Source organism: Flavobacteriales bacterium (assembly GCA_029248105.1).
Lineage (GTDB): Bacteria > Bacteroidota > Bacteroidia > Flavobacteriales > UBA7312 > UBA8444.
The window spans coordinates 1-19,775 of record JAQWJZ010000030.1; the positions used below are offsets into that span (position 1 = coordinate 1).

General features: G+C 32.1%; 8 protein-coding genes. 5 read left to right on the top strand and 3 right to left on the bottom strand.

The window, feature by feature from the left end:
* Positions 1–101: 101 nt before the first annotated feature.
* The 3 genes from P8I29_05145 to P8I29_05155 are packed head-to-tail and all read left to right on the top strand — an operon-like array spanning position 102 to position 12,913.
* The gene (locus tag P8I29_05145; GenBank protein MDG1917188.1) at positions 102–10,187 is read left to right on the top strand and encodes a gliding motility-associated C-terminal domain-containing protein; all 10,086 of its coding nucleotides are present in this window, start codon (positions 102–104) and stop codon (positions 10,185–10,187) included.
* Positions 10,187–11,641 carry a PorP/SprF family type IX secretion system membrane protein gene (locus P8I29_05150; protein MDG1917189.1) on the top strand — a complete coding sequence of 485 codons (1,455 nt, stop codon included), beginning with the start codon at positions 10,187–10,189 and terminating at the stop codon, positions 11,639–11,641. The genes P8I29_05145 and P8I29_05150 overlap by 1 nt, the downstream gene beginning before the upstream one ends.
* A gap of 18 nt (positions 11,642–11,659) precedes the next feature.
* Entirely contained in the window at positions 11,660–12,913 is a 1,254-nt protein-coding gene (locus P8I29_05155) for a hypothetical protein (protein ID MDG1917190.1), read from the top strand.
* 91 nt (positions 12,914–13,004) lie between these two features.
* Here P8I29_05155 and P8I29_05160 read toward each other — a convergent pair whose 3' ends face one another.
* The 3 genes from P8I29_05160 to P8I29_05170 all read right to left on the bottom strand — a co-directional run bounded on the left by P8I29_05160 (position 13,005) and on the right by P8I29_05170 (position 17,887).
* Positions 13,005–14,282 carry a hypothetical protein gene (locus P8I29_05160; protein ID MDG1917191.1) on the bottom strand — a complete coding sequence of 426 codons (1,278 nt, stop codon included), beginning with the start codon at positions 14,280–14,282 and terminating at the stop codon, positions 13,005–13,007.
* 4 nt (positions 14,283–14,286) lie between these two features.
* Positions 14,287–14,640, bottom strand: a complete 354-nt coding sequence (locus tag P8I29_05165; GenBank protein MDG1917192.1) for a hypothetical protein — start codon at positions 14,638–14,640, stop codon at positions 14,287–14,289.
* Positions 14,641–14,899: 259 nt separating this feature from the next.
* Positions 14,900–17,887, bottom strand: coding sequence for a T9SS type A sorting domain-containing protein (locus P8I29_05170; protein ID MDG1917193.1), 2,988 nt, complete (start codon positions 17,885–17,887; stop codon positions 14,900–14,902).
* Positions 17,888–17,967: 80 nt separating this feature from the next.
* Between P8I29_05170 and P8I29_05175 the strand changes: the two genes are divergently transcribed.
* A complete protein-coding gene (locus P8I29_05175) occupies positions 17,968–19,005 on the top strand; it encodes an endonuclease/exonuclease/phosphatase family protein (GenBank protein MDG1917194.1) in 1,038 nt (345 codons plus the stop codon).
* Position 19,006: 1 nt separating this feature from the next.
* Positions 19,007–19,711: an SDR family oxidoreductase gene (locus P8I29_05180; protein ID MDG1917195.1), complete on the top strand. Its 705-nt coding sequence runs from the start codon at positions 19,007–19,009 to the stop codon at positions 19,709–19,711.
* The last annotated feature ends 64 nt before the right edge of the window (positions 19,712–19,775 follow it).

The following is a 19,775-nucleotide window of genomic DNA, read 5'->3' on the forward strand; positions in this document are numbered from 1 at the left end:
TTTTTTCTCCTTGTAGTTTGAAAAAATAAATTACTTTTGAACAAGTTTTTAACAATTTAACCTTTACAACCTTGACAATTAAAAGATATTTATTTTTTATATTGATTATACCTTTTTTTGCTAATAGTCAATCTATAACGCAAATTAGTATAACCGATTCTATTTATTGTAATGGAGATGCAGAATGTGTCGATATTGACTTAATTAGTTTTTCTAATGATGAGCAATATGACTTATGGATTTGGAGAGACATTGGTTTAGTGAACAACCAACTTATTGGAATAGTCGAAGATGTTATAAATAGTGCTTTATATGAACCGATTACTTCCTCCAGTGGTACGTTAAATTATTGTTTTGAAAATACCGGAAATTACGTTCTGGAAATAACCAACGAGTCATTTGATGTTGTTACAGATACTATCTGGACTACAATGCCATGGCCAGTAGAATTAGGCGTAAATCAGATGAACTCTAACAATGTGTTAGAATGTAATGGCAACTCTGATGGTACACTAAAAGTAAATAGTATTGGTGGTGTTCCACCACTGAATTTTAGTTGGTCTGGTCCAAATGGTTTTACCGCTACTCAAACTGATGTTTTTATTTCTGAAATAAGCGGTCTTTCAGCAGGTAATTATTTTCTGTTTTTAACCGATAATAATGGATGTGAAAATAATTCATTTGTTGCTAATGTATCGGAGCCTTCAAACATTTCTGTTGATATCACAATTGACAATCTTGAAAGTTGTTATGATTCTTCCGATGCCCAATTAACCGTTACTGCTTCTGGAGGAAATAATTCTAATTACTCCTATTTATGGGATAATGGTGAAACAACCCCAACGATTTTAGTTGGAGCGGGTTTTCACTCTGTTGTTGTTGAAGATGCTGATGGTTGTCAAGGCAATAGTTTTATAGAATTAGATGAAATTCCAGCATTATCAATAGATGATATTATAATTGATGACGCTTTATGTGTGAATACTGAAGGCTTTGTAGAATTAGTAGTTTCTGGCGGAACAGGAGATTTATCTTATGATTGGCCAGCTGGCACTTCAAATACGAATACTCAGAATTTATCTGCTGGTGAATATGAAATTAATATCACTGATGAAAACTCATGTTTGATTCAAGCTACATTTAACGTTTTAGAAGCTGATAGCATAGAATTTAGCTTAAATTCAATTGTTAACACAAATTGCTTTGGTACTTCAGACGGTGAAATTAGCTTTGCTATAAGTGGAGGTACACCTAATTATTCAATTACATTTAATGGAGAAAATAGTTTACCATTACAGTATTTGAATATCAATTCCGATACTTCTTTTCAAAATTTTGAAGCGGATAACTACTCAATTTTTATAACTGACGATAACGGCTGTACCAATTCACAGTACCTAGATAGTGTAAGTCTTTTTGAACCATCAGAACTTTCCATAACAGATACTACTATAACTAATGTTTTATGTTTTGGCAATTCAACAGGAAATATTGAAGTAACCGTTAGTGGGGGGCATGGGAATTATATCTATAATTGGACAGATGAATTGAATAATTCAATTGGTAATGAAAGTTTTATCTCTGATTTATCTGCTGGTACTTATAGTTTGTTAGTTAATGACAGTGTTTGTTCCGAATCATTTTCTTTTGAAATTACCCAATTTGATCAGATTCAGTATCAATCACTTCCAAACCCTAATGATGTCAGCTGCTTTGGTGGTAATGATGGATTTATTTCTGACCTTGTTATTCAAGGTGGTTTAGCTCCCTATCAATACAGTTGGGATAACAATGGTGTAATAATAACTCAAGCTAACCCTTCATCGCTAGAAGCGGGTTTGTATGAATTAACCGTTATAGATTCAAACGAATGTCAATTATCATTTCCTGTAGTTGAAATATCTGAGCCATCTGAATTGATTTTCCTTCCCAATTCTGTGATTTCTCAACCTTCTTGTTTTAATGTCAATGATGGTTCAATGAATATTTTTGCTAATGGTGGTGTTACTAATTACACCTATCAACTTGAAGAAATTACATCTGGAAGCCTATATTTTGATAACGAGCTAGAAAATTTACCTGCTGGAGAATATAATTTTAAAGTTACAGATTCTAATGGTTGTGAAATAGATTCACTGTTTACTTTTAATAATCCTGACGACTTAGTTTTTAGCTCTACAACTAGTGATTTGACTTGTTTCGAGTCAAACGATGGATTCATTGCATATAGTTTTGAAGAAGGGTTTATACCTCCTTACACCATTTACTTCGAAGGAGCTATACAAGCTAATGATACTGTTTTCGGACTTGCGGCGTCTAGCTACACTTCTTTCTTAGAGGACGGTAATGGTTGTACAAAAACACTGATTAACACCATATCTCAGCCAGATATAATTAGCTATACTTCAGATGTTGTTATACCAAGTTGTAATGAAAACAATCTTCTTCAAAATGGATTAATTTCCAACGGTAAAATTATCTTAGATCTTTTCGGAGGAAGTGGTTTCTATGAAGTTATTGTAAATGAGGATACTAATCAAGTTGAAACTGGTATTTCTTTTAGTATTAACAATTTATCTGCAGATTCATATGATATAGATGTTGTTGATAATCAAGGCTGTTTACTATCTTTTAGTGAAACGGTACAGAGTCCAAACCCAATAAATGTATATGCTGACATCACAGATGTTATAGTCTTTGGTAATTCAACAGGCTCAATAGATATTAGCGTAACAGGAGGACAACAACCCTATGATATTTCGTGGACTGGTCCAGGATTTATTTCTAACTCTCAAGATATTATCAATCTACAAGCAGGAATTTATACACTGGTTGTAGTAGATGCTAACGGCTGTTATGAACTTTTTGAATATGCAGTTAATCAGGGTGATTGTAATGTTCAGATTAATCCATCTGTTGTTGAGCCTAGTTGCTCAGGCGACAACGCCATCATTAATTTTGATCTTTATGGAGGTATACCCCCATACAGTTGTTATTTGCAAGGTGATATTGATTCAGATGGTAATATTGACGAAGTACTTCCTAATACTAACATAACTTCTTCTTTAGCCAACGATTTGGTTGTTCCTGCTGGAAATGAGTATACTCTTTTTGTTGAAGATGCAAGTGGATGTTTACTTACTTATAATTTTGTAATTCCTGTTGTTGAACCCATTTCATTATCAGCGAATATGGTAAATGCATCATGTTATGGTAGTGAGAATGGAAAGATTATCATTGATCCATTAACTGACGTAACTGGCGGTACAGCACCTTATGACATTAATTGGTTAGGATTAGATTTAAATCCTGTTGATCCTTATGCTTTAAGTTCTGGACAATACATAGTGACTATTGAGGATGATAATGGTTGTCAAGACACATCCTATTTTAATATTTCAGAGCCTACTCAAATCACCTTATTCGATGCAATTGTTAGTCATACAAATTGTACTGAAGGAACTAACACCTCGGCTTCTGATGGTTCAATATCTGTTATTGCTCAAGGTGGTAATACTCTAGGTTCAGGCTTGTATCAATATTCTTGGTCTGATGTTTCTATTCCATCTTTACAAAATATTGACGGACTTTCACCAGGTTCTTATTCTGTAACTATTAGTGATCAAACCAACTGTTCTTCACCTGTATATTCATTTGAAATTTTATCACCAGAATTTATAGAGTTTGATTATTACACTACTGATCCTATTAGTTGTCACAATAATTGTGATGGTTCAATAAGTGTCTTCACAAGTAATACATCTACAGATTTATTTTATTGGTATGATGTAAGTGATTCAATATATATAGGCAATTCAAACACTCTAAACAACCTTTGTGAAGGGAGTTATTATTTTGCTATTGAAAATGAATTCAATTGTTATAGAGAATCACCGGCTTTGGGTATTGGTAATATCACTTTGGATAATCCTGATGAATTCACTATTAACTTAACGCACTCAGTCTCTGTTCCAAATGGATTATGCAATGGCTTGGCTAGTGTTACTTCTACATCAGGAGTTGGTTTAGTAACATTTGATTGGTCTACTGGTGAAACAACTTCAACTATTGAAAACCTTTGTGGCAATGAGATTTATCAGGTAATTGCAACGGATGAAAATAATTGTGAATCTTTCGAACAATTTATCGTTGAAGAAGATGACTGCAATTTAAGTATCGGAGATTTAACAGTTGAAAATATAAGTTGTAATAATGCTAATGATGGCAAAATATATTCTCTAAATACCTTTCAAGGAGGATATCCTCCTTACACCATTTACTTGTATAATCAGGATATACTTGTTGATCAACAGACAACCAATTCTAATTTATTAAATTTCTCGTCCCTCTCTGAAGGAGAATATTTTGTTATTCTTGAAGATGTTGGTGGTTGTTTATCTACATTTAGTACGCCTATTACAAATCCTAACCCTATTTCGTATAGTTATGAAATAGAAAATAGTGATTGTTATAATTCATTTGACCCTGAGGTACATATTACCATTACAGGAGGAACACCTTTTAGTGGTATTACTGCTTATGATATTGATTTCTTTGACTATGAATATTATGTATCATATGAAGAAAATGGAATTGAAAACTATGTTTCTGGTAATAGCGTAAGTTCAGGTAATTACCCTCTAATAGTTTCGGATTCTAACGAGTGTATAACTCCTATCATTCCTTCCAATGATATTTTCATTGTGGAAGTTAATGAAGTAGATTCTATATTTGTTGATGTACAAGTGACTTCACCATCATGTAATGGTGATTCTGATGGTATAGCTATTTTAACTTTTAATGGTGGTCAAGGACCTTTCGATATTAATTGGTACGAAAATGGCTCGATCCTTCCAATAGCACAATCAAATATAATTGTTGAAGGTCTTAGTGCAGGAAATTATTACGTGTCTGTTAAAGATACTTTGGGTTGTGAAACAATTCATTACTTTGATATTATTGATATTAATCCTATCACTGTTGTTTCACAAATAACCTCACCTTCATGTGTAGGTTCATCTGATGGTTCGATTAGTACAATAATTTCTGGAGGAAATGGAGGATATGATTATCTATGGTCGCCTGGAAGTATGATTTCAAATAATGTTACTGGATTGTCAGCAGGAATTTATGATTTGATAATAACTGACGTTTCATCATGTGTACATACAGAAACATTTGTAGTCAATGACCCTGACGTTATAGCAATAGATTTAAGTGTATCAACAATTAGTTGTAATGGTCTGTCAGATGGCTCTATTTCTGCTACAGCTTCTTTAGGCTCAGGAATTTATACTTATCAATGGTATTTGAACGGAGGTGCTATTTCAAGCCTTGACGGAGGTATTTCACCGGATATTGTTAACCTGTCCTCAGGAATATATTCTGTAGAAGTAATGGATACCTACGGATGTACCTCGTCAATGTCTTATGAAATGGTGGAACCTTCATCAATTAGCATAGAAATTGAACAAAATGATCCTTCTTGTTTTGGTTTTAATGATGGGCAATTTATAGCCTCTGTAAATGGTGGGGCAGATGGATTCCAATTTGTATTAAAAGATGAGTCAAATAATATATTAACTGAAGAATTTTATTCTAATCAACTTCTTTCAGGAACTTATAATCTCGTTGTTACCGATATAAATTCGTGTCAAGATTCAGTTTTATTTACACTAAATGACCCAGATGCTATTTTATTAAACGTAAATGTTACTGACGTTAGTTGTTATGACGGTAATAACGGTAGTGCAACATTTGATGTTCAAAACAATATAGGTCCTGTAAATAATACATGGTCTAAAGTAATTGCTTTAAACGACTATGAACCAATTAGTTTCTCTGAAATATTAAATAATAATGTAGTCGAAGGTAATTATATTCTTGAAGTTATTGATAGTATCGGATGTATACAATCAGAATTCTTTAGTGTTGAGCAAGCAGACTCAATAGAAGTTACGATTCTAACTTCTCCTTCAGTGTGTTCTAATGTAAGTGGTGCAACCGCTATGGCATCTATATTAAATGCTTCAGAACCTATTAATTATGTATGGACAATAAACCAAGAAAATAATATTACACAAACGACTGAGACTGCCACAGGTTTAAGTCCAGGAACAATTTATTTAAATGGTACTGACGATAATGGTTGTGCAATTCCTTTAACGGTTGTTGAAATTCCTGAATCTGAAAATGCATTAATTCAGGTTCAAATAGATATTCTTAACCCTAACAATTGTTTTAATGACTCACAAGCAGAGCTTGAGGCTGTAGTCTATAATGATGATAATACCCCTATTAATAGTAATGTGCTATATCAATGGTATTTTAACGGAAATGCAGTTTTAGCATCTCAAGGGGGTACAGTTAATATTTTATCTGATTTAGGCCCAGGTGTTTATTCTGTAGAAGTCATCAACGAAAACTTAGGCTGTATTCACTCCGATACTATTGAATTATTTAATCCATCGGAAATAACTATAGATATAGTTACTGAAGATATTGATTGTTTTGGTGATAGTGTTGGAACAGCTTTAGCAACAGTTGTTAATGGTACTCTACCATTAAACTATCAGTGGAACAATTCAATGGGAGTAAATATAGAAAGTGATGTATTTAACCCATTAAATCTAAAGGCAGGAATTTATGAGCTCGTCGTTACGGATTTTAACGGTTGTAATCAATCTGAAGTTTTTGAAATTTTTGAAAACGACAGTTTAGCATTAGAAATAAATGCTCAATCGATTAGTTGTTTTGGAGGCGACGATGGAATCATTTACTCATCTATTGTTGGAGGCTTTGGTGATTATTCATATCAGTGGCGCAACGATCTGAACGAGATTATTTCTATATCTCCTTCAGCGACTGATTTAACAGCTCAAAACTATACCCTTACTGTTTCTGATGATTTGGATTGTTCGGTAACTTCTTCATTAACATTAGATCAAGCTGAGGAATTTATTATCACAACTAACATTGTTGATATAAATTGTTTTGGGTATTCAACTGGCTCTATTAGTCTAGATGTTTCGGGAGGAACAGGGGAGTTGACTTACGAATGGGATTCTACAGAAGACAATGTAAATCAAATTATAAATTTAAGTGAAGGCACATATCAAGTCATTATTTCTGATGAAAATGGATGCCAAACAACAGAGTCATATTATGTAGAACAATCGCCACAATTAGTAGCTTCAGCAGAAGGTATTTTCCAAAGTTGTACTGAAGGGATTGTAAATATTACCTCCGTTGAAGGTGGTACTCTGCCTTATGAATTTTTCTGGCTCGACGATCCGACTAATGAAACAATGTCTATCTCTAATTTAATGCCTGGCTATCATACATTTATTATTTCTGACTTCTATGATTGTATGCTAACAGATTCTGCTCTTATTAGTGGATCAAATGAAATATTTACATCGCTTTCTTCTGATAGCGTATTATGTCAGGGTGATTCGACTGGTTCAATTACAGTTAGTATTTTGAACGCTGATAATTATCCTTACTATTACTCAATAAATGATGAAAATTCATTTGACGAAATGGTTATCACCCCAACATTTGTTATTGATAGTTTACCAGTTGGAGATTATACTATTTATATTAAAGACGGTGAAAACTGTATTGATACGACTGAACAACTTTCATTGTTTGAACCGACTTCATTAGAGGTTCAAATTTTATCTACTGATGTTTTATGTTTTGGAAACGATGATGGACTGATTTCTATTCAATCTTCTGGTGGTATTGCACCTTATGATATTTCTTTAGATGCTGGTAATACATTTGTTACTACTGACTTTGATGGTATGGAAGAACTGAATGTATTTAGTGGAGATTATGAAGTTTTGATTTCTGATCATAATGATTGTACTTTTTCAGAATCAGTATCTATTAATCAGCCAGAACCTTTATTCCTTTCGGTTAGTAATTTTTCTGATTATAATGGTTTTAACAACTCATGTTACAACTCTAATGACGCATCATTAACGATAAATATTTCTGGAGGAACAGGTGATATTGAATTATCATTTAATGACTCGTCATTAATGATCACCAATGGATTTGTATTAGAAAACTTGAGTAAAGGAGATTATTCATTTGCAATCAGTGATACCAATTTATGTTCGGAAACATTAGATACTGTCATAACTGCTCCCGATACCTTGAGTTTTAGTTTGGTTTCAGTTTCAGACTATAATGGTGTGAATACCAGTTGTTTTGGTATCAATGATGCATCGCTTTTAACTTCTGTTTCAGGAGGTGTTGGTCCTTATGATTACTCTAATAATGGTGGCACTTCCTTTATTGTTTCAAATACATTCAATGAATATAATTTTGAAAACTTAGGTGCTGGTATTGTAAACTTTCAAGTAAAAGATTTAAACGAATGTGTAGACACCTTCTCTTATGAAATTACTTCCTCTGAAGAAATTATTCCTTCTTTGAGTTTATACACTCCAATTAGCTGTAATGGACTTGATGAAGCAGTTATACTTGCTGAAGTTCAAGGTGGTATTGCTGATTATACATTTGATCTGTCAAATCAAGAAAATACTCAAACAATTGAATCTACTGAGCTGTCAACTTTATTTACTGATTTATCTTCAGGTTTTTATGAGCTTAATGTAGTAGATATTAATGGCTGTACTAACACTTTATCCAATGCTAGTCAGTTGAATGTTGATCAGCCAGACTCATTAGCTTATGACATCAATATTGGAGAAATTTCATGTAATTCTGTAGCTGATGGAACTATGCAGATTAGTAATATTAATGGTGGTGTAGGGGAGTATTCATTTAAATTATATAATACTTCAGGTTTTTATCATGAAGAGGATAACTTAGAGAATTTCGATTTATTAGAATTTGATTCTCTAGCTTCATCGGCATATATTCTAATTATTACTGACGAAAATGACTGTCAGATTTTGGATACTATAGCTATAGATAATCCTGAGATTTTGAGTGTTGTAGAGTCTGTCACGGATTTAGAATGTTATGGAGTGCCTAATGGGAACGTACAATTAAACGTTCAAGGAGGCTCATCTCCATATGTATTGATACTTAATAATACTAACTATACTGAAGATGAAACATTCTCTATAGAGGGCTTGATTGCTGATAATTATAACTTTCAGATAATTGACGATAATGGTTGTGAATATATTTCAGACTTATTAATTTCTCAACCAGATTCATTAATATTTGAATCGATAATTCAAAATAATATTTGTTTTGGTCAGTCATTTGGCGAGGTAACTTTTAATGTAACAGGTGGTGTTTTACCATATACCTTCCAGTTTACAGATGTTAACGGAATACTAATTTCAGATTCTAGTACTGTTTCTAACTTGGCGGCTGACACTTATTTCATAAGCGTTTCAGATTCTAATGGTTGTGCTTTTGATGATCAGATAGAAATATCAGAACCAAAAGAAATAGTTATTAGTCAAGTTGTATTTAATGAAACTTGTACAAACGCTAATGATGGACAAATCATTACATCTATTTTAGATTTTCAAGAATCATTTGAAGTGTTCTGGTCTGATGTAAATTTATCAGGAATAGAAAACACAAACTTAAGTCCGAATGACTATATCATTACTGTAGTTGATAATAAGGGTTGCTTTAAAACCGATACTGTATCTATTGAGAGTGCATTGGAATTAAATGTATTTACTGCTGTTACTCTTACTGAATGTGAATATACCAACAACGGTGCTTTGAATGTCGATTTTCCACAAGACGGCAACTATTTTGTTCAATTGACTGATGGCACATCATCTTATCAAAATAGTACGACAAATGAGCTTTTATTCGACAATTTATCTGCTGGCGATTACATCTTGACAATCAATTACGATTCGATTTGTACATACGATACTACCATTACTATAACTCACGAAGGGGGCTATGGATGTATCGTTCCTGAACCAACATTTACTCCAAATTATGATGGTATAAACGATGAGTTTGCTCCAGCACAAGCATTTTATGAAAATGTAGAGCTGTTTATATACAACAGATGGGGAACAATGTTATACAATCAAAAATCTGTGAACCCAAAATGGGACGGTACAGATTTAAATGGAAATTTAGTTCCTAGTGCAGACTACTATTACATTATCAAGTTTAATAACACTTTGTTTAACGATTTAACAGGAATAATAACACTTCTGAAATAATGATTAGAAAAATTATATTAATACTTACCTTATTGCCATTTGTAGGATTTGGACAGCAAAGCGCTTTAATATCTCATTACTATGAAAATATAACGCTTTTAAATCCAAGTATGGTTGGCTATGACCAAAATACATCGATTCGTTTGAATGCACGACAACAATGGTATAAGTTTACTGATGCCAATATAGGTCGTTCATCACTTTCAATAAATAAAGGGTTTGCTGATGACGGTGTTGGAGTCAGTATTTTTAGTGATAATTCTGGAAATATTACTAAAAGTGGTTTTAATGTCAGTTATAGTAGGCGTGTAGCTATTGATGATGAATCTTCATTATTTTTTGGTTTGTCTGGTGGTTTTCAGAATAATCAAATTCAGAATATATCGCCAATTGACTTTCAATATTTTGATAACAAATATAATTGGTCGCCAAATTCGTCATTTGGTTTAACATATAACCACAATTCATTGTTATGTGGTATATCTGTTGATGGTTTGCTAGAATCAGATTTAGGCTTTACAAATCAAGAGAATATTATAGAAAAGAATTACTACGCATTCATGACTTACAATTATATGGTAAGTTCTTTTGTTGATCTAAAACCTTCTATCTTATATAAAGAAGCAGAAAGTGGTTTGTCACAATTTGACTTAAATCTTAATTTGTCTTACAAAAATGCACTAACAATTGGTTTCGGATATAAAGGAAACTTCACTGAAGATAGTGATTTTGGTCCTCTAGTAACTTTAGGACTAAACTTCGGAAGTATCACATCTCTGATTAGTCAAGAATTTAACTCAAGCGAAGTTTCATCTTATTCTGTTGGAACTAGTGAGTTAACATTAAGTTATGTCGTTTCTGCCAAAGAAGAAGTTGCTCCAATTAAAAAAGAAGAAGTAATAACTGAAGAAGAAGTATTTAAAGATTCAGATAACGATGGTGTTATAGATGAAGAAGATCAATGTCCTAACGAATATGGAAGTAAATCAGCTAATGGTTGCCCAGATTTTGACAATGATGGAGTAAGGGATTCTGAAGATAACTGCCCAAATACAATTGGTGATTTAATGAATGGAGGGTGTCCAATCTTAAGTCTTGAGGATAGTTCAACTGTTGCCGATGCAATGTTTAATCTGGAGTTTGATAAAAACTCCTCTGATTTAAAGCAATCCTCATTACCTTACCTTTCAAATATTGGAAAGTTACTTTTAGGTAATAAAAATATGTTACTTATCATTTCAGGTCACACAGATAGTGATGCCTCTAATGAATACAACTTTAGTCTTTCAGCTAAAAGAGCACAAGCTGTAAGAAATCACATCACAAAAATGGGTGTTTCTAAATCAAGATTAATCATTGATTTTTATGGTGAAACAAAGCCAATAGTTCCTAATGATTCTGATTTGAATAAGCAAAAAAACAGAAGGGTAGAGTTTGGAATTACTTTTATTTAAAACTAGAATGATTATCGTATGAAGTATTTATTATTTTCTGTCTATTTTTTGTTTTGCCTCTTGTCTAATGCACAAGATGTTAAGCTAAATTATTCTAAAGGAGCATCTATTTTATTTTTTGATATAGATTCGAAAACTGAAAAATTATCCAATAAAATTGGGTTGTCGCTTAACAAAGGTGAGTACGAACTTCAATTTGGATATTTAAATTCTAGTTTCAGTTATGATGGCAATTTTCTGGAACAACAAGATTTGTATAAAAACTATATAACTGAAGTACAAGGTGCTTATATAGCATACAGTCATGAATTAATTGAACAAGATAAATTAAAGTTTAGTTTAGGCTTAGAATTAGGGTTCAATCAATATTCCATTTCTACTAATTTGGAAAATAATCGAGGTATTTTATATTCCGATTTTGAAATAGATCAATGGAATGAATTAGGTTATTTTTCAGAAAATAATTTCGAGACAGATATGTCACAATTAAATATTGATCAATTAGAGGATTACAATTTAAATTATTTCAGTTTTGGCCCAACGATTGAATGTTCATATCAACTAGTAGATAATTTTGAAATTTTTGTAAAGTCTCACTACAGAAAAAATACTAATGATTTACTCGACAATGTTAATATATACAACCAAAGAGATATACCTTCTAGTAATGAGACAGATAATCAGATAGATTTAATGTTTGGAATAAAATTTCAGTTCAACAATAAACAAGCCATTAGCAATGACTCATTAGTGTCATTAATTGATTTTATTACAAGCGATGAACCTGATACTATTATTCCAAACCAAAATCAAGTTGAAGTTTTAGAACCAGTTGCTAGCGTTAATAATGATGTAAATGAAGTAAAAGATAATAGTGAATATATACTAGGCTTCTTTGATTTTAATCCAGATAGTATAAATTATACTTCTTCGCTAAAAGATGAAGATTTTACTGAAATACAGCAGACAGAAATAGAAGAAGAATCATTAGAAAATGAAAATGACATTGATGATGAAATAGTAGAGATTCAAACAATAGATGCTCTTGCTGTCGATAATGACTCTGACATTAATCATTACCTTATAGTAGGTGTATTTTCAAGTCAATCCAATTCAGAATCCTTTGCCAACTTTATAGAGATCAGCCCATCCAACATATTATTAAGAAATAATATGTATTATTTATATGCTATGAAATCTAATAATATAAATGAGATTCGTCAACTAAGAGATAGTTTTGAATACGATAGTTGGGTTTTAAGCATTGAATAATGCTTTATCAATTCTAATCCTATAATTATTTAATATTGTCTCACAAAGTTTCTAAAACCTCTTTAGAAAGTTTATGGAATTCTTTTGTAGATTAATTATCTTCAATAAAATAGTTGTCAATATATGATATAGAAAACTTCTTATAATTAAGTAATTTATGAAGTTTAATATACTCAGCTTTTATCTTCTGTTTTTCATTTAAATCCTTCTCAATAGAATATTTATATATCAGTAAAAAAACCATTGCAATATCTTCATAACTATATCTTATTTCATCTAAAGAAAATTGCTTGAAGAATTTTTTCTCAAGACTCTTTACTTTGGTTATTTTATAGTAATAAGTGCACATTAAATAATAATAATTCAAATAAAATAATTTGTAGTCACTATTGAATAATTGATTTTCGTTATGGAAGTAATTAATAATATATTTCATAATATCCATATTTTTAGAAATCAATGCTTGTACTATAATTTCGAGGAAATAATCGAGATTTTTCTTCTCCATTATTTCATGTTTGCTGGAATATCGATTTAGTAAATCTTCAATATCATCGTAATTGTTAGCCATGATTTTTACGGACAACAAACGACTGCATAAAACAGGGTGGAATTCTGAGCTGAATGCCAAATTATCAAATTTATCGACAACAGCTGAATTATTCATATAGCTATTAAGCTCCATTAAGGCAGAGGTAAAGAGTTTAATCTCTTTATTCTTTGTTGTTTCATTGACATATTTTGCCCATTCACCATAGTATTTATTCAAGTTGGTGTAATCAACAAAAATTAAAAAAACAATTCTTAAAAAATTAATGTTTTGAAGTAACTCTTTATTTACAACATTATTCTTTCTAAAAATGATTCCAACAGAATTTCCTAAGTTTAAGATCTCGTGATAGCTAAAACTATCATACTTTAATTCTTTTTGTTTGAAAATTTTATTTAAATCTTCAAATTGTTTGTTGTAGATAAGTTCACGAATAAGAAGAGTTAATAAACTCAATACATCACTTGAACTTGTTCTGATATCTTTTACTAAGTGTAATAACTCCTTTTCATTGGTTTTATAAATACGGTCTGAAATTTTAAGTCTATATTTAAAAGAATAGGTTTGAATAAAATGCGAATAATTTTTATAACCATTAAATCGAGCTAATTTATCTAGAGTTTTTGTACGTGTTTTAACATCTGGAGCAAGTCCATAAATTCTTCTAAATGTATTATAATTTATGTATTCATCAATTGTCTCAAGAATAATTTCTGATAATAGTTTGCAGTTGCCTAAATTATTAATTTTAAATTTTACTTTCTTTTCAGTAATACTTTTAAGTTCTTCAAAAAAATATGTGTTTTTACTACTCGACATCTAATCAATCTATTTTCATACTTAGTATACTATCAATTAGTTTCTTCCTTTCTTTTTTGTTAAGAATAGATACGTTTACTATATGTTTGTTTTTTGATAATGTAGTAATTTTTAACTCTTTCTTGAGTCCTAAATATTTAGATTTTTCAGAGGTTTTAATTTTTGATGATTTAGGTATTTGAATATAGCTAATATGGTTCTTTGAAAACCATAAAAAAACATTGGTAGATTTAATTTTTATCAAATCATCACTAAAGTATATAGAAATTTGATTTACCCCAATAATGGATAGTAGTATGGGTATTACTGCAGGAATAAGAAATAATAAAATATTGCTTTTAATGCTAATACTTATCATGCCGTTTGTGCTTATTAAAACAATAAGAGCTATAACATAAAGTATTATTATCTGATAATACAAATACATTAAAAGTAACATTTTGATTTTCGAGCTAAGGTTTTTTTTTCTCATTGTTATATAAATTAAACTATCTGATTAAAATAGCTAACTTGTGTTTAGACGAAATTTTATACAAAATTAAGATAATATACTATCAAAATAAGTACATATTAAGTACAAATAATTATTTTAAAAAAAGAGCTTAAAGGTCGATTTATCAGTGAAAAATGAGTCTAATTCTAGAAATATTGAAAGCTGTATTAATTGAAAGAATATAAAAACCCTTTGGAAAATCCATTAAATTCAAATCATGCTCAAAAGAATCTGTTTTGATTTTAGTAATAGTAACTACTTCTTGACCAATTGGGTTAATAATTTTAATATCAACATTTTGTATGTTAGGAAGTGTTACTGAAATATTAAATATACCATTAGAGGGGTTAGGATAAACATAAATATTTTCTAATGAGGTATTTATTCTATTGCTTCCCAAAGCGTAAAATTGATATGCTGTAAAAGGTGTAGCCCATGAAGTGCCATTAGTACCGCAAGCACCTCTAATTCTCCAACAGTAATCACCAGCAGATAGGCCAAACTTAGTTTTAGTATTTGAAGAGCCTGAAAGATTATTCCACGCCCATACTTGCCCAGTTGTTAGGTTGGTAAGTTCTAAAAAATAATGGTCTGGTTGTCCGCTAGTAGGAGTGTCCCATGACATAGTTATTGCTGTATTAGCACTATTATTAGTTGTGCTTAGGTTGTTTGGTATTTTATCACAGTTATCTTGTGTAGTGAATGGAATAAAACTTCCCCAGCCAGAATGGTATTGTGAATCGGATATTCCATTTTCATCACTATTTCCTGTACACCATGCTTTGGTGTGCCATTCATAGGAAGTATTAGGAGTGAAGTTGCCTTTTAAAACGTCAATAGAATTACCACCATTAACGTATCTAAAGTTAGATGTGCCAGACTCTCGGATTTTTCCTTTGGATTGCCATATTTGCCAATCACCGCTTGGTTCATTGGCCGTAAATGTTACCCAATTTGCTTCTGTTTCAACGGATAGGTTTTCAAGGTTGGGGCATGAAGGTAAAGTGGTAAATGTTGCATTTTCAGACCAATCCGATTGGCATTCTGTACTGCCGCTTGGGTTGACTACCCTTGCTCGAATAGACCACTCATAAGTTGTATTATCTTCTAAGAAATACCGTGTTCTTGAAACACCAGAGTAGGGGTTTGTATTTTGAGATCCAGCAGAAATAACGGTCCAAGACGATAGGCCTTGAATACGATAGCGAATCATGTAATAAGAGGGTAAAGCACTAGGCTGATCCCAATTAAATGTAACTCTATTGTGAATAATATTATTAACAGTTAAGCCAGTTGGAGCATTGTCACAAGGGTTATCAGGGTACAAACAACTTCCGTCATATAATGTTGCTTGAGGGACATAATTCGTTGCTGATGAGTCAGTACACCCTGATATATATTCGCAACTACCATTATTAAAATAAGCGTTTGGGTTATAGTTTATTGCTAATTCATCAGTACAACCGAAGTAACAACATATACAAGAGCCATCGTCTACTGTTGCATCGGCATCAAAGTTTATTGAAGCAGGATCGGTACAGCCTTGAATGATTATTTCACAGGGTTGATAATGACTACCTAAATTACTCCAATCGTTATTTGACAATACTTCCCATTCGGAGTTCTCTAAATTTGTTCCTGCTGATTCTTCCCAGTTATCATTTCCTTGACTAACAGAGCATTTTCTAACTAATGTATGGTCTTTTGTTCCATTTGATACACCAGCTACTGGCCAAGCACTTCCAGGGTCACCATTCCAATCACCGATTCTATCAACAACTATATATCCTCCAACTGTTGGGTTAGAGTTTGTTGAAGGTTGGGTTCCATATACTAGAGCTATGCCATCATCACCATTACTGAGATGCGTAGTAGTCATATTTGCCGATGCGAGTATTGTTGGGTCTGAAGAGGCGTGAGCTACAATAAAAACACCATTAGCAGGCACATTAGAACCAATATCGAAGTAATGCCAAGAGTCATAAACTCCTACTTGTGCTGGAGCATTTACCACCAAAGCCATGGCATAGTTATCTAAACTTACCGATGAAGATGAAGGATTATATATTTCAAGGTATTTGTTGTTTGAAGATCCTTCGGCATATTCGGAGAAAAAGAGAACAATATCATCATTTCCTGTGTCGTAGGTACAAGATCCATCGTCTATTGAAGCATCAGGATTGAAGTTAAGGGCTAATGGGTCGGTACAACCGTTAGCATAAACTAAACTAATGCCTACGGGCATATGGTCTGTAATATTATTGTCATAAGAGTTGAATCCGCCACTGATATAATTATCAACCTGAATGGTAGCTACATCGCTTACTGTTGAATTGAATTCATCGAATATTTCATTAGTAATAAGTATATGGTCAATGTGGCTTGGCCAGTTTGGAAAAGAGAAGTTTTGTGGATTACCTAATGCTATTTCCATATCTGCAAATTGATAATCGCTATCATCAATGAAGTTTTGAAAAACATTATCACTTTCGTCATCCGTCAGTTCGTCATTATAGTCGCCAATTACCAATACATTTTCATCATTTAAATTGTTGTCTATATAGGATTTAATGTGGTTCAAGGCCACTAGTCTTCTGTTTTCTTCATCAGAAGAATCAGAGGTATTAAGGTTGCCATCTCCACAACATTTGAGGTGGACGTTAATTACATAATATTCAATGTTGTTTTTTTCTACGTGAATCAAATAAGGTGGCCTTCCTGCAAAAGCATAATTGTAGTTGTTAGACGATAGTATAGCGTAATCGTCAATAACTGTAATATCATTTTTAACAGCATAAGCCAGATTAATACCGCCATAATTAGCATCTAGCACATATCCTGTGTAACCATTGGTAGAAGCCATCATAGCATTGAAAGCATCCATATCGTTTATTTCTTGAAAGCCTATTACTTCAGACTCCAATTCTATGATGATATCAGAAACATAATCTTCTGTTGTGCCATCTACTTTAGGAAAGGTTTCTAAGTTCCACGTAATTACATCGAATGTATTATCGTTACCAAAGCTCAAATTACTAAGCGATTGCCCATTAGTATTAATGAAAAATAAGAAGAAGAAAACACCAAATAAAGATAGGAAAAGATGGTTCATAAAGGATAAGTTTTATAACAAGCTAAATTAATAAGAATATCCTTAGCATTTCATAATGCTTTTAGTTGTAAATTTGTTCTATGCAAAAAATCTTAACCCTTAGTTTATTTTTCCTTTTTTCTAACACTTTTTCTCAAAGTCTTTCGGACCTTACATTTGGTGGCGTAGGTTCCTTTGAAGTTGTGACTTGGAATTTGGAGTTTTTTCCAAAAAATAACCAAACCACTATTGATTCTACTGCTTTGGCCATAAGTTCACTCAATGCCGACGTTTATGCTTTGCAAGAGATTGATGATCTTGACGCACTACAAGAGTTAGATGATTTGCTAGAAGACTATCAAGCCTATGTTATTCCTGAAAATTACAATAACTTGACTTTGGCATACCTAGTTAAAAAGGATATTGAAGTGGTAAATTTGAACTCCATTTATGCCTCATCTTCTTACAATAATATATTTGCTGGACGTCCTCCTCTTTTATTAGAATTACTTTTTAATGGATCTAGTTATTTTTTGATAAACGTTCATCTTAAATGTTGTGGAGATGGTAGCTTGAATACAAATGATAGTTCCGATGAGGAGAATAGAAGGCTACAAGCGGTTAATCAAATCAAAACCTACATCGATAGTTATATCCCTAATGAAAAGGTAATTGTATTGGGTGATTATAACGATTTGTTAGAGGATAATACATCAAATAATGTTTTTCAATCTTTGTTAGATGATTCGGACAGTTATCTTTTTGCTGATATATCTGTTTTGGATTTGCCAAACTCTCACTGGTCATTTCCTAATTGGCCTTCTCACTTGGATCATATCCTTATTACTAATGAATTATTTGATGAGTTCAATAATGCCTATAATTATGCTACTACTATAAAGATGGCAGACTATTTTACAAATGGTTTTTATGGATATGACAATTGTATTTCTGATCATTATCCTGTTGGCATGCGTTTGTGGCCTTTTGTAACTGAGATTGAGGAAAAAAAACCAACGGACAAAAGACTCAATCAAATTCGAGATATTCAAGGTAGAATAACGAATCCACAACACAATCAAATTCAATTCTATTTTTATGAAAATGGAACTGTAGAAAAATCAATTTTATTAGATTAATATGAACTTAGAGAGAAAACACATTATACTAACAGGCGGTAGCTTAGGAATAGGCAGAGCAACAGCTAAAATGTTGGTTGATAAAGGAGCCAAAGTACTTATAACAGGGCGGTCGGATAATCGCTTAAAAGAAGCGGCTTTGTTCTCTGGTGCACAAAGTCTAGTTTTTGATATTTCGGATTTAGATAATGTTGCCGCAAATGCTCAAAAGTGTATTGAATTACTAGATGGTAGAGTAGACGCTTTGATTAATAATGCTGGACTTGGTACATTTCAAAAAATTGATGAAGTGACTCAAAATGATTTTGAGCTAATTTTTAACACTAATGTATTTGGTTTGTCCTTATTATCTAAAGAAATCATTGGACTAATGAAATCGGCACAAAGTGGAACTATTATTAACATTGGTTCATCGGCTAGTGTGAAAGGATTTGCTGGGGGTAGTGTATATGCCGCATCTAAGTTTGCTGTTCGTGCCTTAACCCAATGTTGGCAAGCCGAACTTAGACCCTTCAATATCAGAGTGTGCCAACTTAATCCAAGTGAGGTAACTACGGCTTTTTATAACCAAGAGCGAAAGGAAAGGGCAGAAGAACACAACAAACTATCTCCTAAAGAAATAGGACATTCTATAGTATCTATTCTAGAAATGGAAGACAAAGGCTTTATAACAGAACTCAACGTTTGGGCAACTAATCCGTTTTAGTAGTAGCCAAAATTAAAACAGTTTTTTATATCTAAGCAACATGTATTGTTAAGTATTCTTAGGA

What these genes read in the sequence shown, in the direction of transcription:
- P8I29_05150 (MDG1917189.1), top strand. Translation starts at nt 10,187, where the DNA reads ATGATTAGAAAAATTATATTAATACTTACCTTATTGCCATTTGTAGGA.
- P8I29_05155 (MDG1917190.1), top strand. Translation starts at nt 11,660, where the DNA reads ATGAAGTATTTATTATTTTCTGTCTATTTTTTGTTTTGCCTCTTGTCT.
- P8I29_05160 (MDG1917191.1), bottom strand. Translation starts at nt 14,282, where the DNA reads ATGTCGAGTAGTAAAAACACATATTTTTTTGAAGAACTTAAAAGTATT.
- P8I29_05165 (MDG1917192.1), bottom strand. Translation starts at nt 14,640, where the DNA reads ATGATAAGTATTAGCATTAAAAGCAATATTTTATTATTTCTTATTCCT.
- P8I29_05170 (MDG1917193.1), bottom strand. Translation starts at nt 17,887, where the DNA reads ATGAACCATCTTTTCCTATCTTTATTTGGTGTTTTCTTCTTCTTATTT.
- P8I29_05175 (MDG1917194.1), top strand. Translation starts at nt 17,968, where the DNA reads ATGCAAAAAATCTTAACCCTTAGTTTATTTTTCCTTTTTTCTAACACT.
- P8I29_05180 (MDG1917195.1), top strand. Translation starts at nt 19,007, where the DNA reads ATGAACTTAGAGAGAAAACACATTATACTAACAGGCGGTAGCTTAGGA.